The sequence below is a fragment of the Clostridium septicum genome (assembly GCF_003606265.1).
Classification (GTDB): Bacteria; Bacillota; Clostridia; order Clostridiales; family Clostridiaceae; genus Clostridium; species Clostridium septicum.
Map to the genome: position 1 here is coordinate 1,444,400 of NZ_CP023671.1, position 23,073 is coordinate 1,467,472.

18 protein-coding genes are annotated in these 23,073 nt (G+C 27.9%); 1 reads left to right on the forward strand and 17 read right to left on the reverse strand.

The genetic code is table 11. The features are described 5' to 3' along the window. Positions 1 to 23: 23 nt before the first annotated feature. From pfkA to CP523_RS06400, 9 genes are all read right to left on the reverse strand, one after another. Entirely contained in the window at positions 24 to 983 is a 960-nt protein-coding gene (gene pfkA, locus CP523_RS06360; RefSeq protein ID WP_066677772.1) for a 6-phosphofructokinase, read from the reverse strand. Positions 984 to 1,437: 454 nt separating this feature from the next. Then, on the reverse strand, positions 1,438 to 4,998 hold the full coding sequence (locus CP523_RS06365) for a DNA polymerase III subunit alpha (protein ID WP_066677774.1): 3,561 nt from the start codon (positions 4,996 to 4,998) through the stop codon (positions 1,438 to 1,440). A gap of 20 nt (positions 4,999 to 5,018) precedes the next feature. Continuing rightward, positions 5,019 to 5,969: a DNA-binding protein WhiA gene (gene whiA, locus CP523_RS06370; protein ID WP_066677776.1), complete on the reverse strand. Its 951-nt coding sequence runs from the start codon at positions 5,967 to 5,969 to the stop codon at positions 5,019 to 5,021. A 183-nt stretch (positions 5,970 to 6,152) separates the two neighbouring features. Beyond that, positions 6,153 to 7,361 carry an ABC transporter permease gene (locus CP523_RS06375; protein ID WP_066677778.1) on the reverse strand — a complete coding sequence of 403 codons (1,209 nt, stop codon included), beginning with the start codon at positions 7,359 to 7,361 and terminating at the stop codon, positions 6,153 to 6,155. Continuing rightward, positions 7,361 to 8,035: an ABC transporter ATP-binding protein gene (locus CP523_RS06380; RefSeq protein ID WP_120140709.1), complete on the reverse strand. Its 675-nt coding sequence runs from the start codon at positions 8,033 to 8,035 to the stop codon at positions 7,361 to 7,363. Before CP523_RS06380 ends, CP523_RS06375 begins: the two co-directional genes overlap by 1 nt. A gap of 2 nt (positions 8,036 to 8,037) precedes the next feature. After that, positions 8,038 to 9,192: an efflux RND transporter periplasmic adaptor subunit gene (locus tag CP523_RS06385; RefSeq protein WP_120140710.1), complete on the reverse strand. Its 1,155-nt coding sequence runs from the start codon at positions 9,190 to 9,192 to the stop codon at positions 8,038 to 8,040. A gap of 100 nt (positions 9,193 to 9,292) precedes the next feature. Next, positions 9,293 to 9,715 (reverse strand): hypothetical protein, encoded by a 423-nt coding sequence (locus tag CP523_RS06390; protein ID WP_066677784.1) that lies wholly within the window; start codon positions 9,713 to 9,715, stop codon positions 9,293 to 9,295. A 127-nt stretch (positions 9,716 to 9,842) separates the two neighbouring features. Next, positions 9,843 to 10,565 carry a sensor histidine kinase gene (locus CP523_RS06395; protein ID WP_162925964.1) on the reverse strand — a complete coding sequence of 241 codons (723 nt, stop codon included), beginning with the start codon at positions 10,563 to 10,565 and terminating at the stop codon, positions 9,843 to 9,845. A 205-nt stretch (positions 10,566 to 10,770) separates the two neighbouring features. Next, entirely contained in the window at positions 10,771 to 11,490 is a 720-nt protein-coding gene (locus tag CP523_RS06400; protein ID WP_162925965.1) for a LytR/AlgR family response regulator transcription factor, read from the reverse strand. Between the two features lie 542 nt (positions 11,491 to 12,032). Between CP523_RS06400 and CP523_RS06405 the strand changes: the two genes are divergently transcribed. Continuing rightward, on the forward strand, positions 12,033 to 12,659 hold the full coding sequence (locus CP523_RS06405) for a VanZ family protein (protein ID WP_066677789.1): 627 nt from the start codon (positions 12,033 to 12,035) through the stop codon (positions 12,657 to 12,659). Between the two features lie 290 nt (positions 12,660 to 12,949). Here the strand turns inward: CP523_RS06405 and CP523_RS06410 are convergent, their stop codons facing one another. The 8 genes from CP523_RS06410 to CP523_RS06445 form a co-directional block, all read right to left on the reverse strand. After that, positions 12,950 to 13,843, reverse strand: a complete 894-nt coding sequence (locus CP523_RS06410) for a hypothetical protein (RefSeq protein ID WP_066677791.1) — start codon at positions 13,841 to 13,843, stop codon at positions 12,950 to 12,952. A 364-nt stretch (positions 13,844 to 14,207) separates the two neighbouring features. After that, positions 14,208 to 15,557, reverse strand: coding sequence for a gluconeogenesis factor YvcK family protein (locus CP523_RS06415; RefSeq protein ID WP_066677792.1), 1,350 nt, complete (start codon positions 15,555 to 15,557; stop codon positions 14,208 to 14,210). Further along, complete coding sequence (gene rapZ, locus CP523_RS06420) at positions 15,554 to 16,438, reverse strand: RNase adapter RapZ (protein ID WP_066677794.1); 885 nt, start codon at positions 16,436 to 16,438, stop codon at positions 15,554 to 15,556. The genes CP523_RS06415 and rapZ overlap by 4 nt, the downstream gene beginning before the upstream one ends. A gap of 44 nt (positions 16,439 to 16,482) precedes the next feature. Beyond that, positions 16,483 to 17,589, reverse strand: a complete 1,107-nt coding sequence (gene hisC / locus CP523_RS06425) for a histidinol-phosphate transaminase (protein WP_066677796.1) — start codon at positions 17,587 to 17,589, stop codon at positions 16,483 to 16,485. Between the two features lie 284 nt (positions 17,590 to 17,873). After that, positions 17,874 to 18,788, reverse strand: coding sequence for a UDP-N-acetylmuramate dehydrogenase (gene murB, locus CP523_RS06430; RefSeq protein WP_066677414.1), 915 nt, complete (start codon positions 18,786 to 18,788; stop codon positions 17,874 to 17,876). A 107-nt stretch (positions 18,789 to 18,895) separates the two neighbouring features. Continuing rightward, a complete protein-coding gene (uvrC, locus tag CP523_RS06435; protein WP_066677416.1) occupies positions 18,896 to 20,755 on the reverse strand; it encodes an excinuclease ABC subunit UvrC in 1,860 nt (619 codons plus the stop codon). Positions 20,756 to 20,884: 129 nt separating this feature from the next. Then, positions 20,885 to 21,430: a dTDP-4-dehydrorhamnose 3,5-epimerase family protein gene (locus CP523_RS06440; RefSeq protein WP_066677418.1), complete on the reverse strand. Its 546-nt coding sequence runs from the start codon at positions 21,428 to 21,430 to the stop codon at positions 20,885 to 20,887. Positions 21,431 to 21,595: 165 nt separating this feature from the next. Continuing rightward, complete coding sequence (locus CP523_RS06445; RefSeq protein WP_120140712.1) at positions 21,596 to 23,071, reverse strand: peptidoglycan D,D-transpeptidase FtsI family protein; 1,476 nt, start codon at positions 23,069 to 23,071, stop codon at positions 21,596 to 21,598. Between the last annotated feature and the right edge of the window lie 2 nt (positions 23,072 to 23,073).

A 23,073-nucleotide genomic window follows, 5' to 3' on the forward strand; every position in this document is an offset into this window, starting at 1 on the left:
AAATAGCAGCACCATTATAACTTTTATTGATTGATTTCTTCAGCTGTTTTAAATAGCTTTTCATCAAATGTTCTGTCTAAAGCTAAAGCTTCATCTATATCTTGATCTATTATTTCGTTATTTCTAATACCTATAACTCTTGAAGTTCCACCATTTAAAAGTACTTCTATAGCTTTTGCACCCATTCTTGATGCTAAAACTCTATCTGCAGCGCTTGGGCTTCCACCTCTTTGAATATGACCTAATACTGTAGCTCTTGTTTCAATTCCTGTAACACCTTCTACGTATTCAGCTAATTCTTGTGCTCCGCCTACACCTTCAGCTAATAATACTAAGCTATGTATTTTTCCTTTTTGTTTTCCTTCTAGAATTACCTTACATAATTCTTCTTTTGTATATCCTTTTTCAGGAGTAATTATGTATTCAGCTCCACCTGCAAGACCAGCATATAAAGCTAAATCTCCACAATCTCTTCCCATAACTTCAACTATTGAAACTCTTTCGTGAGAAGTTGAAGTATCTCTAATTTTATCTATAGCATCAATAACTGTATTTAATGCAGTATCAAATCCTATTGTATAATCTGTATAAGTTAAATCATTATCTATAGTTCCTGGTAATCCTATAGTCTTAATGCCTAGCTTTGATAAAAGCTTAGCTCCCATGAAAGATCCATCTCCACCTATTACAACTAAAGCATCTACGCCATAAGCTTGTAATATCTTAGTAGCTTTAACTCTTACTTCCTCTTGTTTAAATTCTAAACATCTTGCAGTTCTTAATATAGTACCACCTCTGTGGATAATATCTGAAACTGATGATCTATCCATATTGAATAATTCACCATTAATTAATCCACTGTAACCTCTTTGAACACCCATTACCTCTAAACCATTGTGTAATGCTGATCTTACAACTGCTCTTATTGCAGCGTTCATGCCAGGGGCATCCCCACCGCTAGTTAAAATAGCTATCTTTTTCATGTAAACTCCTCCTTAACACCACCGGGACAAAGGTTGTCCCACTTTCTATGAAATAATCCATTTTTTATTCTAATGTTCTTGTAACTCTAGTATGCTGTTAAAGTTTTTATTTTTTTCTCTTACCACCATATATTATTTTACTTGCTATAGGAATTTAATGCAACTAAAATAAATTAATTATTGACGAATTTTTCTCTATCTCTAATTCTTTTCTATAGATATTATAACCTACTTATTATTAATTTATATCTTAAATATAAATTTTTCAGAAATTAATTGTTGTAAAATTTTTCATTTACTTATTTGTTAATTATTTTGTTGAAAAATCCCCTTTATTGTATATTTTTTATAGTACTATAAGTTAAATAATGGTTTTTTATCTAATTAGAATATAAAAATAAGATGGATATATTATTTTTATATTACCCATCTTACTTTAAATCTATTATTATATTTATTCTATTATTTTTACGTTTTCTTCACCAATTAATTTCCTTAAATAATCAGTTGCATCGGATTCCATATTAATCCATAAATTTCTAGACATTCTATACTTTTTTCTATCATTAGACGTAAAAATAAATACAGCAGTATCACCTTTATATTCTTTGGGCATCATTTCTTTTAATGTTTTTATTAATTCTTTCCCTGTATTAATATTCTCAGTCCTTATATAAATTTTTTCTGAATTTACTTTTTCTAAAGGATTTATTGATTCACATATAAGCTTTGGAAGTTCATCTTCTTTTATGCTTACTCTTCCCTTAATTGCCACTAAACTATCTGGTTTTATTAATTCTCTTACTTTATCTAAAGTCTTAGGAAATACTATTACTTCAATCATTCCAGATAAATCTTCTAATTTTAAAAATGCCATCATAGTATTATTTCTAGTAATTTTTTGATTTACTTCTGAGATAATACCACCAAGAATTACTCTTTCTTCATCATGAATAATATCTTCTATAATTTCTTCATTATTATAGGTTTCTTGCATTATTTCATAAGATTTAAATATTTTTTCTATACTTGTACTTGTTTGCATTTTTAAACTTTGAAAATATTCATCTAATGGATGACCTGATAAATAAAGACCTGTCATTTCTTTTTCCATTGCTAGCATATGCTTTTTTGCAAATTCTTTTATATTTGGATAATTTATTTCTGGTGATTTTAATGTTTCTTCTGATAATCCAAATAAACTCATTTGTCCATCAATATTTCTCTTTTTTTCATTTGAAACACTATCCATTATTTTTTCATAAACTGCTAACAGCTTTGATCTAAATATTTTAAATTCATCAAATGCTCCAGCTTTAATTAAGCTTTCTACAGCCCTTTTATTTATTGCTGATAAATCTATTTTATTTATAAAATCAACTAGTGACTCAAAATTTCCTTTTTTATCTCTTGAATAGACAACATTTTCAACAACATTTAAACCTACATTTCTTATAGCTGCTAATCCGAATCTTATCTTATCCCCTTTAACGGTAAATTTAGAATAACTTTCATTTATATTAGGAGGAAGTACCTGAATTCCTAAACTCTCTGCAAAATTTATATAATGAGCTACTTTTTCGCTTGTTCCCATTACTGAATTAAGCATTGCAGCTATTGTTTCTACAGGATAATACTTCATCAAATAAGCTGTTTGGTATCCTATTACTGCATAAGCCGCCGCATGACTCTTATTAAATGCATAACTAGCAAAATCCATCATAGAATCAAAAATTTTATTTGCAGATTCTTCTGATATACCGTTTCTTAAACATCCAGGAACTTCTAAATTCCCATTTTCATCAGTAATTCCATAAATAAAGTTCTTTCTTTCTTCTTCCATAACTTTATGCTTTTTCTTTGACATTGCTCTTCTTACAAGGTCACTTCTTCCCATAGAATAACCTGCAAGTTTTCTAACAATCTCCATTACCTGTTCTTGATAAACCATTACTCCATAAGTAACATTTAATATCTCTTCTAACTGTGGAACTTCATATTGAACCTTTTCTGGATTTTTTTTGCACTCTACATATTTTGGTATTTCTGCCATAGGACCTGGTCTATATAATGATATACCGGCTATTATATCTTCTAAAGAATCTGGCTTTAGTTCCTTCATAAATGAAGTCATTCCTGCTGATTCTAATTGGAATACTCCTGCCGTTTTGCCTTCACCTAACATTTTATAAACTTCTTTATCTTCAAAATCTATTTTATCTAGGTCTATATCTATTCCTCTATTATACTTTATCATTTTAACAGCATCACTCATTACTGTTAAAGTCCTTAACCCTAAAAAGTCCATTTTTAGTAATCCAAGTTCTTCTAATGTTGTCATATCAAATTGAGCTACTATTGATTCATCATTTTTTTGTAGTGGAACATACTCTACTAGTGGTTTAGATGCTATAACAACTCCTGCAGCATGGGTTGATGAATGTCTAGGCAATCCTTCTAACTTTTTACTTACATCTATTAAAGTTTTAACTCTTTCTTCATTATTATAAGCTTCTTTTAATTCTGGATTTAACTCAAGTGCCTTTTCTATAGTTATTCCTATCATAGTAGGAATCATTTTAGCTATTCTATCAACTTCTGAATATGCATAGTTCATGGCTCTACCTACATCTCTTATGCAAGCCCTTGGTGCCATAGTTCCAAAGGTTATTATTTGAGATACATTGTTTACTCCATATTTTCCTACAACATAATCTATAACTTCCTGTCTTCTCTCATAACAGAAATCTGAATCTATATCTGGCATACTTACTCTTTCTGGATTTAAAAAACGTTCAAAAAGTAAACTATATTTTATAGGATCTATCTTTGTTATTCCTAAAGTAAATGCTACAATTGAGCCTGCTGCTGATCCTCTTCCTGGTCCTGTTGGAATTCCATTATCGTTTGAATACTTTATAAAATCCCATGTAATTAAAAAATAATCTACATACCCCATTTGATGTATTACTGATAGTTCATACTCTAATCTTTCAATATATCCACAAGCTTCCTCATTATTTTTAGAAAAATCCACAATTTCTTCAACATTCAGTGGTTTATTTAAGAAATGCTTAAATACATCATACCTTTCAATAAGACCTAAGTAACAAGTTTCTCTTAAATATTCATAAGGTTCCCTGTCTTCTGGTACTGGAAACTTAGGAAGCTTTGAAACATGAAATTCATAATCAAAATTACACTCTTCTGCAATTTTAGTTGTATTTTCAAGTGCCTCCTTAACGTGAGAGAACATATCCCACATTTCCTCTTTAGACTTTAAGTAAAACTGATTTGATGGATACTTTCTTCTATTTGGATCATCTACTGTTTTTCCAGTTTGAATACACATTAATATATCATGAGCTTCTGAATCTTCTTTATTTATGTAATGAACATCATTAGTGGCTACAAGAGGAATATCAAGTTCTTTTGCTAATCTTATATTTTCCTCCATAACCTTTTTTTGCTCTTCCATACCATGATTTTGAATTTCTAAATAAAATCCCTCTTTAAATATATCTTTATATAAAAGAGCTACTTCCTTTGCCTTCTCGTAATTGTCTTTTAAGTGCCATGATTGAACTTCTCCACCTAAACATGCACTTAAAGCAATTAATCCCTCACTATGATTTCTTAAAAACTCATGATCTACCCTAGGTTTATAGTAAAACCCTCTAATTGAAGCTTCAGATACTATCTCCATAAGGTTTTCGTATCCTTTTTCATTTTTTACTAAAAGAACTAGGTGATGTGTACTATTTTCCTTGTCATTGATTTTAATATCCATTGACTTAGCTGCAACATAAACTTCACATCCTAATATAGGTTTTATTCCTTGTTCCCTTGCTTCTTTATAAAAAGCAACACACCCATACATAACTCCATGATCTGTTATGGCTATACTATCCATCCCTAGCTCTTTAGCCTTACTTATTATCTTTTTTATTTTTCCTGAACTATCTAATAAACTATACTCTGAATGGAGATGAAGATGGGTAAAATTTTTTTCCATTCTATCACCTCATTTATTAATTAATAAGTTCCTGATCTAACCTCTTCGGCTATTTTTTCTATTTTTCTTAATCTGTGATTTACTCCAGATTTACCTACTGGAGGATCTAACATTTCTCCTAATTCTTTTAAGGACTCATCTGGATAGCTAAGTCTAAGCTCTGCTATTTCTCTTAAATTTTTAGGTAACCTTTGAAGACCTATTTCCTTTTGTATAAGTTTTATACTTTCAACTTGCCTAACTGCTGCATTTACTGTCTTGCTTAGATTGGCTGTCTCACAATTTACAAGTCTATTAACATTATTTCTCATTTCCTTCATTATTCTGATATTTTCAAGTTCTAATAAAGATGTATGAGCTCCTAATATACTTAAAAGATTTGATATTTGCTCTCCTTCTTTAATGTAAATTATATGACTATTTTTTCTTTGTATAACTTTTGACTTTAATCCAAAAGTATTTATTAACTTACACAAGTCATTAGCATATTCCTCACTATGAGTAACAAATTCTAAGTGATATGTTTTTTCTGGATTACTAATACTTCCTCCACCTATAAATGCTCCTCTTACATATGCTCTTTTTAGCTCATCAGTTTTAACCATTTCTTCATCAATTCTATAATCTAAAGTTAAAACTCCATCTACTTCTTTAAGTATTCCAGTATCTCTAAGTAAATCTCTAACACCCATAGCTTCCTCTATTAATACCATGTAGATATTATTCTTTTTAAGAGAATTACTCTTTTTAACCATTAACTTCGAATGTATATCAAAATGCTCCTTTAATAGGCTAAAAATATGTCTTGCTGATGCTGGATTTTCAGTTGTTATTCTAAAAGCTAAACCTAATCCACTAAAGGATATAGTTCCACTTACCTTCATTATTGCCGATATCTCTGCTAAAGCAGTCTCTTTTGTTAACTCCGAGTATCTGCAAATTTCTCCTTTAACTTTTGATGAAAATGACATAAACTTCTTCTCCTTATTATAGTAAACTCTTCCACATGTTCCGTAGAAGATTTGTTATTATCTGTATCTATTCTTTATCAACTTATTATATCATAAAAAATATAAATTTTTATCTGTAAAATATAGATATAAAAAAAGAACTGATTTTAAAAATAAAACCAGTTCTTGCTTACAAATTAATAACTATTTAAGTATATCTACAGTATTTGATGATGCTGCTTTTTTAGCTGGCAGTATACTTGATGCTGTTCCAACTAAAATAGAAATCGCTATTGCAATTGAAGCTGTATATAAACTAGGCGTAATCACGAGCTTCATAAATGCTGATATAATATTTGCAATTATAATCCCTAATATATATCCTATTAATCCACCTGTTAATGTTATTACTACACCTTCTATTAAAAACTCTCTTCTTATATCTTTCTTTTTGGCTCCTAAAGCTCTCTTTATTCCTATCTCTATTGTTCTTTCAGATACAGATGTATATATCATATTCATTACACCTATACCTGCTATAAATAAAGATATCCCAGCCACTGCTGCTATAAATAAAGTTATTGTATTTAATACTCCACCCATCAATTTTATTATTCCACTAGTATCCATAACGGTATATTTCCCCTTACTTCTATTAGTACCAACTTGATTTAAAGTATTTTCAATGCTTTTTATGCTCTTCTTTACATCAGCATCTTTATTTAAAGTAATTTTCAGTCCTACTATTGTTTTGCTTTTACCAAAATACTTATCATAAGTTCCCTCAGGAATTTGTATATCTCCTGATGAATTGAAGAAACTAAATTCTTCATCTGGCGCCTTTTTCATTATACCTACAATTTCAAATGTAAGACCTTTAACTGTAGCTACTCCACCTAAAAGATCTTCAATTTTACCAACTTTATCTGTTATTAAACTTTCAGAAATAACTATAACTCTTTTCTTAGATTCACTATCACTTTTAGTTAAGTTTCGTCCTAATATATCTTTAAAGTCTCCGTCTTTAACTTTTTTAGCTAATCCTTGAAATTCTTTATTTCTTACATCTACAGAAATAAACTCTCCAAACTTATTATCATCATAATTAAAATCTACTTTTTCTATTCCTTCAAGTTGAGCTACAGAAGTTTTATCTGAATTAGTAAATATATTTCCACTTATTTTCATAGCATTACTAGGATCTTCATTTGTTAAAGATGCTTCTAATACAACTTTTCCTTCATCTTCTCCTGTAAACTCTTTTATAGTCTTAGTTTTATATCCTTCTCCTAAAGCTACTATAGCTATAACTGCCGCAATACCTATAATGATACCAAGCATAGTTAGAAAGGAACGCTTCTTATTTCTATTTAGATTTCTTAAGGCTGAAAATATTAATACTCTAAATTTCATTATATATCCTCTCCCTCCTTAAGTTCTCCGTCAAATATTCTAACCATTCTATCTGCTTTTTTAGCTACATTTATATCGTGGGTAATTAAAATAATTGTGATACCACTTTTATTTAGATCTTTAAATATGTTCATAATCTCTTCTGAAGTATGACTATCTAAAGCTCCAGTTGGTTCATCTGCTATTATAATCTCTGGATTGTTTACTAATGATCTTGCAATTGATATTCTCTGTTGCTGACCACCAGATAACTGAGTTGGATACTTATTTATTTTATCTTCAAGCTTTACCTTTTCTAATAACGCTCTAACTCTTTTACCTGTTTCTCTTAATGTACATCCTTTATAAAGCATTGGAAGTTCTATGTTTTCTTTTATAGTTAACCTTTTTATAAGGTTAAAATCTTGAAATACAAATCCTATTTTTTCATTCCTAAAAGATGTTAATTTATCGTCTGATAATGACCTTACATCCCTATTATTTAATAAGTAATTACCTTCAAAGCTATTATCTAATAATCCTAAGATTTTTATCATAGTAGATTTACCTGATCCTGAAGGTCCCATTATAGCTAAAAATTCACCCTTTTCAACTTTAAGATTTATATCCTTTAGAGCATGTAACTTTTCCTCACCTGAGATATAATACTTATTTATTCCCTTCAGTTGTATCATAATTATTTATCCTCCTTAAAAAGCTCTGAAGGATTTTTCATTAGCTTGTCTCCTGCAACAACATTGCCATCAATTAAACTATAATTGTTGCCTTTTAATTCAGCTTTTATTTCTACTTTTTCAAATGGTTCTTCCTTGTCATCTAATTTTAATTTAGCTATATAAAGTTTAGAATCCTCTTCATAAACATATTCTTTTGGAATTTGTATTTTTTCTCCATTAAGTTTTATTTCAACACTAAATCCAATTCTTATTGCCTTTTCTGGCTTAACATAAAAATTATAGGATGTACCTTTTCCATCTGCTGATACTGTTGGAAGTTCATCTATAGATATAATCTTTCCTTTTACTATATCTCCATTACTTACAACTTTAATTTGAACTTCATTATCAACTTTTAAACTTTCTACATCAAACTCAGAAACTTCTGCTTTAATTAATGGTTCTTTAGATACTATTCTTATATATTCAACGGTTGGATCTGTTAAACCTTTTTCGTTTATATATACAATACCATTTATATCAGCTTTAACTTCTTTATTTTGCTTTGATGCTAATGATTCCTTTTGTAATTTTAAATCCCCAGAAGAATCCTTTAAAGTTGCTATTGTAGCCTCTTCAGCCTCTAATTTAGCTTGAGCAGCTTGAATACTTTGAGTAAGTTCTGTAGCTTTTACTTCTAATTCAGGTGTCATTTCTTTTGATTTTATACCCTTTAATTCGTTTTCATATTTTGCTATTTCATTTGAAATTTCAGCCTTTTTGCTTTTACTTCTATTTATTTTTTCATTAGCTGAAGCAATTTGCCTATCTACTCCTTTTACTTCTTCTAAAATAGCCTGATTAGAATATGTAAAAAGTAAATCACCTTCTGAAATTTCTTGCTTATCAGAAACGTTTAAACCCTCTATATCTCCTAAAGTTCTATCAGCCATTATTTTTTGTTCCTTACTTATAACACTAACACCTTTAAAACTTAATCCTTCATTGCCTGTAATTTCAAATTGCTCTGTAGTATTTTCTTCTACTGAACTACCATTACTTTGGTTTTGTGCCTTTACCCAAAATCCTAAGGCTACAACAATAGCTATAATAACGATAGATCCAATACTAATAAGTATTAACCTCTTTTTTGACTTTATCTTACTTCCTTTCACTTGTGCACCTCTTTTAACTATATTTTTAAAAAGCCTATATTTATAAGATTTAGTAATTAATAAACTACTAAACAAATAAATATAGACTATACTTTTTCTCTTATTCAGCTAAATTATTTTCAAATCCGTATAAAGCTCTTTTCTTATAAACAAATATAGCCATTAATACTGGTAAAATTAATCCAACTATTAAACCTATAATATTAACACCTTGAGTTATAGCTCCAAAAATTTTATCTAATACTTGAACTGCAAAATACAGATATATTCCTATAGCTTTTTTTCTTAATATTAAAATCAATCCTATTATTGCTAATACCATAAATATAAAACTAATTATAATTGATATTTGTCCACCATCTGGAATAGGATCATTTCCCATAGATTTTAATTGTGCATTAATTGCATCTTTAAATAAAAGCCCTAAACCTAAAAATAAAATTCCAAATCCAGAAAGTACAAATTGTATAATAGCAACTGTTAATATACCAGCCCCAACTTTATTATTTTTTTCATTCTCCATAAAATATTACTCCTTCCCCTTAATCACTCTCTTTGAATTAATCAGGTTTAATGATAATTTTTTAACATAAAAATATCAATAGCTTGTACACGAAAAGGATATAATTATACATGAAAAGAATATTCAACTATAATACTATTTTTAGTATTATACATTCGTCCTGCAAAGTTAATGTTATGTCTCCTTTATTTCTTTTAACTATTTTTTTTACATTAAACAACCCATAGCCTCTACCTTTACCTTTTCTAGAAAAGCCCTTTTTAAAAAACTGTTCTATTTCTGTAATATTCACATCTTCAATTGGGTTTTTAATTTCAATAATGCTTTTTAAATTATCTTCACTTTTATCTAACTTAACTTCTATATACTTATTTTCTAAGGCTTTAACAGCTTCAATAGAGTTATTTAATAAATTACTTAAAACAATATTTAATTCCCAGTCTTCTAATAATATATTAAAATCTCTATTTATCTTATAATCTAGCTTTATGCCTAAACTATTACATTCTAATAATTTATTATATATAATTGCCTTCACAATAATATTTTTTATGTATAAAATTCCTGTTATCTCATTTCCAGCTCTTATTTTACCAATATACTTTTCTACTTTATCTTTAATAATATCTTTATTATCTTCAACCTCAATAATTGAATATAAAGTGTTCAAATGATTTTTATATTCATGCTCATTTAACCTTATATTTTCTATAAGTTCTTCTAACACCAAATTAGAGTAAGAATTAATTTCAACATTCTTTTTTTCAGTTAATAGCAAATATGACGCCTTATAATAATGAATACTTATTATAAGTAAAATACTAGTTATAATGCTGAACTCTATAATCATATGGTTAATTTTTAAGCTAGAGCTATTAAATATTTTAAATATAATAAAGTATAAAAACACATACATTATTTTAAAAAGAACACAACTTAAAAGTGCTAAAATAACATTCTTTAATATATTATTAAAAATATTTTTATTAATTAAATTATTATATAGAAGTAGTGAAATTAGTATCTCTAAAAAAATTACTACTATATTCATATATTTATTTTACCTTTTCATATATATTATTCTTATATTTATAACCTAATTTTGCTATCTCACTACAATTAGTAAAATATATGTTCCAAAGCTTTGGATAAACTTTCTCTATCTTTTCTATGTAGTTTAAGTTTATAGCATATGATTTATGTGACTGTACTATATATTCAGAATCTATTTCTTTAATCAAATTGTTTAACCCTCTTACCTTTACATCATATTTATCTTTAATTGTATATATTGTACATTTTCTTAAGTAATATTCTATAAATATTATATCTTTATGATATATTTTTACCGATATTAATGGAGATATATTAAAAAAAGTATATTTATTATGCATTTTTTCACTTACACTTTGTGCCTCTAAAAAAGTATTTATTATCTTCTTAATTTCTTCTTTCCTATAAGGCTTAATAATAAAATCGTAACAATGAATATTCTTAAATGCATCTATCATCTTGCCTGATTCTATAGTGATAAATACTATAGGAGTTAACTTATATTTATTATTACACCTTATTTTCTCGGCTAACTCTATTCCTGTTCTTCCCTGTAAGTTGACGTCAAACATAAATAAATCTATATTTTCTATATTAGTAATTTCTAATGCAGTTTCTAAAGATGGAGCTAAATAGATTGTAATACTTTTAAATTCTTCCTCTATTATTTTTTTTAATGCTTCTCTTTGATCCTTCATGTCTTCTACTATTAATATATTCATATTACACCCCATTTTTAAATTGTATTACCCCTCTCATATATTAAATATATCATATATTTTCATAATTTTTCTATATGTTATTAAGATATATATTTTTATTACTTATTAAAAGATAGATCTTATTTATGTCTAAGAAAAAAGTTAAAAGTAAGTTCTATGCCATAAAAGAAGGTAATGGAGTTTGTCATTTAATAATTAATACTTAGGGTAAATGTTCTAAATTAGTTCTTGGATATAATTTCATATATAAAAGTTTTAAAACTAGAGAAGAAGCTGAAAAATTATAATTTTTCAAATTTTAATACCTTATAAATGGCTTAAAATCGTTAATTTTAATTTCTTCGTGAAAATTACTTTTAGCATAATAACTAATCATAAATAAAAAAATATGGTATAATATAAATTAGTTTATTTTTTAATTTGAAGAACAATTTTTTATTATGAGCTAGTTTGATTTTAAACTAGTCAATAAATAGGGCTTTGACAATTGGTTTAATACTGGATTAAATGTTTTATAATATAAAAATTAGGGAGGAGTTAATTTGGTACAAGGTTGTATTTATGATTTGAGGACTGTATTAATGTTAGGGTTACCTATATGGATTATTATACGAATAGCTACATTAATTGTAAAAAAGAAATCAGGTGAAAAAATTTCTGTTGGTAAAGAGATTATTACTAATATATTTGTAATCTATTGTTTATTATTAATAGGTGTTACATTGTTTCCAATTGAAATAATGTTTGGAGATGGGCTTAGTGAATTAAGGTCAATATACACATTTAAACAACGCTTAGGAATCAATATAATTCCATTAAGAGACTATATTTATGGAATTATTAGGTTGCGTGATAGCGATATAGGATATTTTTTCTTTATTAGGAGTATAGTAGGAAATATAATTTTATTAGTACCGTTTATTGGATATCTATTAATGTATAAGAAGAAACTTAGAACTGCAAAAAATGTAATTGTTACATCCTTTTTAATTTCATTTTCTATAGAAATTTTACAACTAATAGAGAATATCACATATTTAAGTGGCATGTCAGTAAGGACAGTAAATATTGATGATTTGATTTTAAATACGCTTGGAGGAATATTAGCATACTATTTCTTTAAATTCATATACAAAAGCAAATTAAGAGTATATCTTAATATGGAGTAATATTATTAAGCTGATAAACACATTCCAATTTTGTTATTAGATGAGGTTTAATAAAATTGTTATTTTATAGTTAATACGTTACAATGTTATCAATAAGATTTGATGAACAATTTTAAATTATTGCAAAAAAGCCAAGGCTCTATAGCCTTGACTTTATTTTTTTGCACTAAAGTTAAATTTAGCGAAGTTTTTTTACGTGTTTAAATTATGAATAACAATTTTTAAAATACATAATTTAATTAATAAAATAATATTTAAGTTAGTATCAATTAGATTTTCTAGGATTAAGATTATTCACCATTAAGAACTCTCTTTAGAGCTGCATCTATAGTATCAATATCTTTTGGATATTGTAGATACAAGGATGATGATTCTGCAACAGCAGCACCTAATGGGCTTTGAACTGATTGCTTTACGTGTGGATCAGAAATAGAATCAATATAATCTTGCTGAAGTTGTTTAGCTTCTTTTATTAACTTATAGTATTCTTCTTCAGTTAAACCTTGTTCATGGATAAATTTATTACTATAATCTTTTCCTTTTATAGTTAGGATAATCTCATAATTAGTTAAACCAGCTTCAAATTTAGGAACTTTGGCTATATAGTGAATCATTCTTGTTTCTTGTGGATTTACTGAAGTAGCTTCATCAAAATTAGAGCCATCGATATTCTCTATAAGAGAAAAACTAGAATATTCTTTATCTTTAATTTTTATTTTTGCGGTTATTGCATCCTTTGACATTTTAGCTTCATTACTCGTATTAAATATATTAAGAACTACATCAATATAATTAATATCATTATTTACTGAATCATTAAATAATGGGTTTTGAGTAATAATTGAAGGATTTATTTCTGGGGATACAATATATTCACAAAGTCCAGGGACTTTATTAGCTCCTCCAGCCATAATAAACTGCTCAGGAGCGTCATTGGCTTTGCTTGCGTTACTATTCTTTTTTACATCTGAGGAAGTGTCCTTATCCTCTTGTTTGCTTTCTACTGTATTTTCAGCAGAGGAAGATGCAGTTTTTACACTTTCTTTTACCGAACTTTGAACATTGCTTGTACTTGATTTAGAAGAAGTATCTTCTCCTGCTGAATTATTTTTCTGTCTGCATGCCACAAGTGACATAGATAATAATAATAGTAATAATAATTTTAAAAATAACTTTTTATTCATCTCATATCTCCTCAAAAATATATATTTTAATTCTATTAAAAATACCCAATATATTTATATTAAAACAATATTTTGAAAAAAGCTATAAAAATTAGTTTATCTAGAAGGATTGAAGATAAATTATCTTAAGGATAAGTAATAAAAAAAGATGTCTTCGTTGTCATCTTAAGTTATTATTATAGGTACATCAGCATCATTGATTGTGATTAACAACGGATAGAAAAAATGATTGAAATTTCTATGTTTTTAAAACTACTCAGCTTACCACCAAGGATAGTGCCGTTAGATAGTGTTTAATTGTTTTCTCTTAAAAATAAAGAGTATATAGTTATAACACTACGTACTCTTTTAAAATTTTGTCTATTTACTTTATATTTTGCTTATTCTTTTCTTCTTTTTCCTTTATCCTTTGAGATAAATACATATATTCAATAATCTTCTTTCTATCATATAAAAGTTTCTTTTCCATTATAGTATCAACTAAAACTTCTGCTAAATGCTCTGAATCATGCTTTACATATTTTTTTTCTATTTTAACTAAAGATGCCTCTACTACCTCTACTCCTAAAGCTTTTAATTCTTTTCTATCTAATTCTACCAATTCTGATTTATCTTCTAAATACTTGTCCTTTACATCTTCAGGAATGCTTTCTCTATTAGCTATAACATAATCAACTATATTTTTTCCTGCATGCTTTTTTAATACTTTTATATGATCCGAAACCTTAAAACCATCTGTTTCTCCAGGTTGAGTCATTATATTAGATATATATATTTTTAATGCACTACTTTTCTTAATTGTATCTGCAATATCCTTTACTAAAAGATTAGGAATTACACTAGTATAAAGACTTCCTGGCCCTAAAACTATAGCATCAGCATCTCTTATTGCTTTTAATGCATCTTCTAATGGCCTAGCGTCTTTTGGATTAATCATTAACTTATCTATTCTAGAATTTTGTTTTATTACTTCTTGAGGTATTTGAGATTCTCCGTCTACCTCATTTCCATTTTCTAATTTTGCTATAAGTTTCATATCATCTAATGTTACAGGTAAAACTTTTCCTGTAACAGCTAATACTGAACTCATTTTTTGTATGGCAGCTTCAAAATTATCGCTTACTCCATCCATTGCTGCTAAAAATAAATTTCCAAAACTTTGATTCTTAAGTCTCCCATCTGGAAATCTATATTGCAATAATTCTTCCATTAATGGTTCTGTATCAGCTAATGCTAAAATACAGTTTCTTATATCTCCTGGTGGTAACATCCCAAGGTCTTCTCTTAAAACACCTGAGCCACCTCCATCATCTGCTACTGTTACTATTGCTGTAATATTAGAAGTATAATATTTAAGTCCTCTAAGCATTGTGGAAAGTCCGGTTCCACCACCTATAACAACTATTTTAGGTCCCTTAACTAGAAGTCTTTTTTCATAAATAAGACTTTCCATCTTCTTACTATCTAAGGATAGCTTTATATATCCCTTATTGCTAAGTGCAATTATAGACTTCATTCCCTCTACTACAGAAATATAAATAACAAATATACCTGTAACATTTAAGAAAATATAAAATAGTTTATAATAAGTATCATATATTCTATGGTTTACTAGCTCTGTAAATCCAAATGCAATTAACAGTATTCCAAAGATTCCAAAGAAAAACCATCGTTTAACTCTTACTCCAGGTTTCAACCAATCTTTTATATTCACAGCTTCTTGGCTCCCTTGTGAACATCTTCTCTAATATCTCTATGTTCTACAGATGCATTATAATTTTTTTCAATTAAGTTTTCATATATTGCATTTGCAATAGCAACTGATCTATGTCTTCCACCTGTACAACCTATTGATATTATAAGCTGTCTCTTTCCTTCCTTTTTATAATTTGGAATTAAGAAATCTAACATATCCGTTGCTTTTTTAACAAAATTGACAGTTTCCTCTTGCTTTAACACATAATCTTTAACAGGTTTATCATTTCCTGAATATGGCTTTAACTCTGGAATATAAAATGGATTTGGTATAAATCTAACATCAAATACTAAGTCTGAATCTACAGGGATTCCATACTTAAACCCAAAACTTAATACTGTAACAGAAAGTTGCTTTTCTGGCTGCTTTGCATCCCCATAATTCTTATTCATTTCTTCTCTTAAATCTCTTATAGCATATTTAGATGTATCTATTATTATATCTGCTCTATCTTTAACTTCTCTTAATTTTTTTCTTTCTTCTGTTATACCTGTAATAACTCTACTTCCTGGAGATAATGGATGACTTCTTCTACTTTCTTTAAATCTTTTAACTAACACTTCATCCGATGCATCTAAAAATAATATTTCATATTTAAACTCTTGATCTTTTAGGTAATTTAGACTTTCAAATAAATCATCAAAGAATATTCCACCTCTAATATCTATTACTAATGCCACTTTATCTATTTTACCCTGACTTTGCACACACGCTTCAGCAAATTTTGGTATCAATTTTGGTGGAAGGTTATCTACACAGAAATATCCCATATCTTCTAAACTTCTTGTAGCTTCTGTTTTACCTGCTCCTGATAATCCTGTAACTATTATAAATCTCATATGTTGCCCTCCCTTGTTTGTATATAATCTATAGCTAAATTATATCACACTTTTAAATCTCGTTCTTGTATTGCTAAAAATAATAATTTACAAAACTCCTTATTTTCTTCTTCTGTTCCAATACTTACTCTTATAAATCCTGGAATACCTAAAAGAAATCCTGGTCTTATAATATATCCATGCTTTAATAAATATTCATGAATTGGCTTATCATCACCTTTTACATTAACTAATATGAAGTTAGCTTCTGACTTTACATACTCAAGTCCCATTTTTTCAAATTGAATACTTAAATATTCTCTTTGATTATAGTTATATTGTTTTACCTTCTCAAGGAAACCCTCATCATTTAAAGCTGCAACCGCTGATTTTTGAGCAAATAAATTTGTATCAAATGCATTTATTACTCTATTTAAATAATCTACAATCTCTTCCCTTGCTATCCCATATCCAAATCGTAAAGATGCTAAACCATATGCCTTTGAAAAAGTCCTTAAAATAATAATATTAGGATACTTTTTTAAAAGTTCTATAGAATTAGGATACTCTGAAGAAATTACATATTCACAATAAGCTTCATCCATAATAATTAAAATATCTTCTGGTATTTTATCTACAATATTATTAAATTCTTTTGCTGTAAACATACTTCCTGTAGGATTATTAGGATTACAAAACCAAATTATTTTAGTTTTATCTGTTATAGCATTTACCATAGCTTCTAAATCTAAATAATTATTTTTCATTGGAATTTTAACTGGTTTTGCACCCATAAGCAAAGTATTACTTTCATATCTTGGAAATGTTAACTCAGGCATTATACTTTCATCGTCTTTATCCAATATAGTTGTACATAATACATTAATTAACGAATCTGATCCTGCCCCACAGAAAATCATATCCTTATTTACATTTAATTTTTCACTTAAAAGCTTTTTAAATTCATAAGAAGATGCATCTGGATACATATTAACATCTGTTAATGTACTTTTTATAGTTTCAATTACTTTAGGTGAACAACCTAAAGGATTTTCATTAGATGCAAGTTTAACAACCTTACTTATTCCAAGTTCTCTTTTAACCTCTTCAATAGGCTTTCCAGCCACATATTTTGCAAGTGATTTAACTTCGTTTCTTACTCTATATTTCATAATAAATTGCCCAATTCTCTTAGGCTCACCCCCTTAATGTAAAGTAATTATTTATTAAATTATAACACCAAAAATATAGCCCAATACCCCCAAATAAACCTACTATAATTAGCTCTTCCCCATAGATTTATTAATACTACAATTATATATTAACTTACTTTAATTTACAATTTACAATTAAATAATTAACATTTAGAACAAGTAATTTAACTTTAAAAAACAATTCTAAAAAATAAAAAATAGGATTTAGTTAAACTAAATCCCATTTCTATACTACAATATTATTAATCTTCACCGATTATTCTAACTTCAGGATGTAATTCTACACCAAATTGTCTTTTTACTTCATTTTGAACATGATGTATTAAATCTAATATATCTTTAGCAGTTGCTCCGCCTTTATTTATTACAAATCCTGAATGTTTTTGAGAAACAGCTGCCCCACCTAAAGAAAAACCTTTTAAACCTGCATCTTCAATTAATTTCCCTGCAAAATATCCTTCAGGTCTTTTAAATGTACTTCCTGCTGACGGATATTCTAATGGTTGCTTAGATTCTCTCTTAAAAGTTAAATCATCAACTTTTTCTTTTATATTATTTCCATTACCTTTTTCTAGTTTAAATGTGGCTGATAAAACTATATATCCTTTTTTCATAATTACTGATGATCTATATCCTAAATCTAATTCATCATGAGTAAGAGTTAATAGATTTCCTTCCGAGTCTATAGCCTCTGCTGACTCTATAACATGAGATATTTCTCCATTATATGCACCTGCATTCATAAAGACAGCTCCACCCACAGTCCCTGGAATTCCACAAGCAAATTCAAATCCAGTTAAAGAATTCTTTAATGCGGCATCTGAAACATCTTTTAACATAGCTCCACACTCTGCTTTAACTCTATTTTCATTAACTTTTATATGCTTAACATTTCCAAGTTTTATAACAACGCCTCTTATTCCGCCATCTCTAACTAATAAATTAGAACCATTTCCCACTACGTAAAAAGGTATATTGTTTTTTCTGCAAACCTTAATTGTTTTTATTACTTGTTCTTTATTATTAGGTATTAATAGTATATCAGCCGGTCCACCTACTCTAAAATGAACATATTCTTTCATAGGGGCATCTATTTTTATACTGTCTTCACTGTAAAAATCTTTAAATAAATCCTTAAAATCCTTATATTGATTCATAACAAACTCCTTAAAAAACGTAGTAATATCTTTTCATAGTATAAATTAAAAATTTGTAATAAACAACCCATTTATATAATTTATTAGCTATTACAATTTTGTAACAGCTATTTTCCAAAATAATCGATTATACTTTGAGCTGATTTTTTATCTATACTTTCAGTTTCTAACAATTCTTCTAATGTAGCATTTTTTATATTTTCAACACTACCAAATTTCATAAGTAAATTTCTTCTTCTTTTCTCTCCCACATTAGGAATATCTTCTAATATAGAATGTAATGTTCTTTTATCTCTAAGACTTCTATGATAAGTAATAGCAAATCTATGTACCTCATCTTGGATTCTTCTTATCATTTGCATTAAATTTGAATGTCTATTAATAATAATTTCATTATTATTAAAAATAATTCCTCTAGTTTGATGTTTATTATCCTTAACAAGTCCACATACAGGTATATTTATGTTTAGTTTTTTTAATACATCTAAAGCTACATTTACCTGACCTTTACCACCATCCATCATTATAAGGTCTGGAAAGCTTGAAAACTTACCTGCTGAAAAGTTCAAACTCCTCTCTTGAATTTTTTTAATTTCTTCAAGTCCATGAGTAAATCTTCTTTCCAGGATTTCTCTCATACTATCATAATCATTAGCACCTTTTACAGATTTTATCCTAAATCTTCTATAATCACTATTTTTCGCTCTTCCTTCTTCAAAAACAACCATAGTACCAACGGAATCAACACCTTGTATATTCGATATATCATATGCTTCTATCCTAAAAGGTGCTTCATCTAAGGATAAAGATTCTTGTAATTCTAATAATGAAATCCTATTTATTTCTTTCTCTTGTAAAAACTTATCTTTAAATTTCTCTAAAGTTACTTTACCATTATTTTTAACCATCTCAAGCATATCTTTCTTTTGTCCCTTTTGAGGTATCTTAATCCATACTTTTGACCCTCTCTTTATAGTTAAAAACTCTTCTATTAAATCTAAATCTTCTATTTGTGGAACAAATATTGTTTTAGGAATTTTGGCAGTACCTCCATAAAAAGAAGTTATAAATTCACCTAAAATTTCTCCCATATTATCATTTGATGTATTTTCAAATATAAAATGCTCTCTACCAGTAATCTTACCGTCTCTAGAAAAGAAAACTTGTATACAACTATCTTTTTCATCTTGGAAAATATTGATAAAATCTTCATCCCCTTCCATTGTTTTAAATATCTTTTGCTTTTCTGCAATGGCCTCTATAGCTGAAATTTTATCTCTAAATTCTGCTGCTTTTTCAAATTCTAAATTCATAGATGCTTTTTCCATGCTAGATTTTAAATTAGATACTATGGTTTTATCTTTACCTTTAAGTATATCCATAATATCATTAATCATTTCTAGATATTTTTCTTTACTTACATGTCCTGCGCATGGTCCTAAGCATTTTTTTATGTGATAATTGAGACATGGTCTAACCTTTTCTCCATCTTCTTTGATTGAAAGTTTACATGTTCTAAGTGGAAATAATTTATTTATTAAATTTATAGTTTCATACACTGCAGTTCCATTAGTATATGGACCAAAATACTTACTTCCATCCTTTGCATATTTTCTTGTTACAAATACTCTAGGATAGTCATCATTTATAGTTATTTTTATAAATGGATAGAATTTATCATCCTTTAATACAATATTGTATTTAGGACTATATTTTTTAATTAAATTACATTCTAAAATTAATGCTTCCATTTCAGTATCTGTAATTATATATTCAAACTCAGCTATATTCTTTACCATAACTCTAACCTTTTCAGAATGGTTTTTAGAGTTTTGAAAATAGCTTTTTACTCTATTCTTTAATATTTTTGCCTTACCTACATAAATAATTTCACCTAAATTATTTTTCATTATATATACACCAGGTTTTTCTGGTAAATTTTTTAAATGGTACTCAAAATCAAACATTTTATCACCAATCCCTTAGGTTTATCCACAGTTTATAAAGTACATTTTATCATATTTGTGGATTAATACAATAAGGGCTTTGCAAATTTACAAAGCCCTTATTGTATTAACAATTTAATTTCCTATTTTTTAAAATGGAGAATCAAAATCTTCAAACTTTGGAAATTTTTCATCCTCTTCTTCAACTTTTATTTCACCCTTAAAATCCCATGGTATATTCAATGAACTCCAATGGATTCCCCCTCTATATTCAGGTATAAATGGTTTTGTTACTTTATAAAAAATTAACGCTTCCTTTTCACCTTTAATATAGTATCCATGAGCACATCCTTTTGGAATATACACAAGTTCTTTATTGCTCTCATTTAAGTTTACCATAGCATATTTACCAAAAGTTTTTGAGTGCTTTCTTAAGTCTACTATTACATCTTGTATTTCTCCTTTTATACATGTTACCAGCTTATCATGTGCTTCAGGAGGACTTTGAAAGTGCATCCCTCTTACAGCACCAGGTTTTGCAATGGCATAATATTCTTCCTTGAATTCCGTACTTAATCCATAAATGTTAAATTGAATATCATTAAACACTTTTATAAGGTCACATGTATTATTCATTGATATAGATGGTGTAATTACAAAACATCCCTCAACTTCTAATGGCTTTACTCTAAACATTCTCTTTCCCCTCTTATCCTCAAAAGTTTACTATTTATAATTTTTCCCTGAAAATTCAAAAGAAATTCCTACTCTTAATATATGATTTTGTAAAATAAAAGTGTTTAACTTTTAAAAATAGAGTGCTAAGAAAACTTAACACTCCATAAATATATTCTTTAATAATTATTCACCTAAAACAGCCATTCTAACTACCTTAGATGCTATTTCTGCTGCTGTTCCTGCACCATTTTCCCCATTTTCAACTATTACTGCTACTGCAATTTTAGGATCATCTAATGGTGCTGCTGTTATGAACCATCCATGTGGAACTGCATCTGTACCATCTGGTAATTTATAATCTGCTGTACCCGTTTTAGCTCCAGCATTTGTTCCATCAAAAGCTGGCCATCTATATATATTATTTGATACTAGATATCCCATATATGATTTAACTGTTTCTGCTGTATCTTTTGATATTACATTATCTTTTAAAACTTTATTTGAAATTTCTCTAATTAAATTACCATCTTTATCAACTATTTTATTAACTAACTTAGGTTGCATCAATACTCCATCATTAGCTACTGTTGCCGCCATTATAGCCATTTGCATAGGTGTTACTACAACACTTCCTTGACCAATACCACTTTGTGCTATATTCCCTTCTTCATAAGATTCTAAAGTAGGGAACTCACTTACTGATATTGAAACACCTTCTGCTGGTATTCTTGAATTAAATCCAAATTTTTCTGCAGTAGCTTTTAATTTATCATTTCCTAGCTCCATTGCTAATGTCCCAAAAACAACATTACTTGAAACTCTATAGGCTGTTCTTAAATCAATATTTCCATGAGCTTGATACATATAGTTATTTAATGTTGAACCATCTGCAAATGTTATTTTACCAGTATCATTAAAAATTCTTCCTGTTACAGAAGGATTATTTTCTATTGCACTTGATAATGTTATTGTTTTAAAAACTGATCCTGGTGGATAAACACCATTTACAGCTCTATTTATAAGTTTATTATCTGTATTTGCTCCTGAATTAGCATCATTTATTACTTGCTCTAAATTTGCTGGATCATATGTTGGTTTTGAAACCATAGCTAATATTTCTCCTGTTTTAGGGTTTAAAGCTACAACTGACCCTTTCATATCTCCTAATGCATCGTATGCTACTTTTTGAATGTTATAATCTAATGTAGTTACTAATCCATTTCCTACCTTCTTATCTTCTTCTTTATCCCTTTCAGAAAAGGCTTTCTTCAAGTCAAAATCCTTAAATAAGTTTCTAAATCCAGTTGTAAAAGTATTATATGTTGAAAGTTCACTATCAAATTCTTCTTCTAACCCTGTAAGTCCATATCTTTCATCAACATATCCTAAAGCATGAACATAAAGATCACCCTGCAAATACTCTCTCTTTTGCGTTAAAGTATCTTGACGCTCACTTTTTGTTAAGGGATTTCCTTGCCTATCATAGATAGTTCCTCTTAAAACTTCATTTCTTTTTGCCCATAATCTTACATTTTTAGGATCTTCCGCAATATCAGGACCTTTGAATAATTGAAAGTAGGCCATATATGATATTAATCCTATAAAGCAAAAAAGGAACACCACCATAACATTTCTAACACTTTTTGCTAAATCATTCATAT

Coding starts and splice junctions, on each gene's coding strand:
- rapZ (WP_066677794.1), bottom strand. CDS start 16,438: ATGAGATTTATAATAGTTACAGGATTATCAGGAGCAGGTAAAACAGAA.
- CP523_RS06395 (WP_162925964.1), bottom strand. CDS start 10,565: ATGATTATAGAGTTCAGCATTATAACTAGTATTTTACTTATAATAAGT.
- CP523_RS06400 (WP_162925965.1), bottom strand. CDS start 11,490: ATGAATATATTAATAGTAGAAGACATGAAGGATCAAAGAGAAGCATTA.
- whiA (WP_066677776.1), bottom strand. CDS start 5,969: ATGTCATTTTCATCAAAAGTTAAAGGAGAAATTTGCAGATACTCGGAG.
- CP523_RS06390 (WP_066677784.1), bottom strand. CDS start 9,715: ATGGAGAATGAAAAAAATAATAAAGTTGGGGCTGGTATATTAACAGTT.
- uvrC (WP_066677416.1), bottom strand. CDS start 20,755: ATGTTTGATTTTGAGTACCATTTAAAAAATTTACCAGAAAAACCTGGT.
- hisC (WP_066677796.1), bottom strand. CDS start 17,589: ATGAAATATAGAGTAAGAAACGAAGTTAAATCACTTGCAAAATATGTG.
- murB (WP_066677414.1), bottom strand. CDS start 18,788: ATGAATCAATATAAGGATTTTAAGGATTTATTTAAAGATTTTTACAGT.
- CP523_RS06410 (WP_066677791.1), bottom strand. CDS start 13,843: ATGAATAAAAAGTTATTTTTAAAATTATTATTACTATTATTATTATCT.
- CP523_RS06375 (WP_066677778.1), bottom strand. CDS start 7,361: ATGAAATTTAGAGTATTAATATTTTCAGCCTTAAGAAATCTAAATAGA.
- CP523_RS06365 (WP_066677774.1), bottom strand. CDS start 4,998: ATGGAAAAAAATTTTACCCATCTTCATCTCCATTCAGAGTATAGTTTA.
- CP523_RS06440 (WP_066677418.1), bottom strand. CDS start 21,430: ATGTTTAGAGTAAAGCCATTAGAAGTTGAGGGATGTTTTGTAATTACA.
- CP523_RS06380 (WP_120140709.1), bottom strand. CDS start 8,035: ATGATACAACTGAAGGGAATAAATAAGTATTATATCTCAGGTGAGGAA.
- CP523_RS06445 (WP_120140712.1), bottom strand. CDS start 23,071: ATGAATGATTTAGCAAAAAGTGTTAGAAATGTTATGGTGGTGTTCCTT.
- pfkA (WP_066677772.1), bottom strand. CDS start 983: ATGAAAAAGATAGCTATTTTAACTAGCGGTGGGGATGCCCCTGGCATG.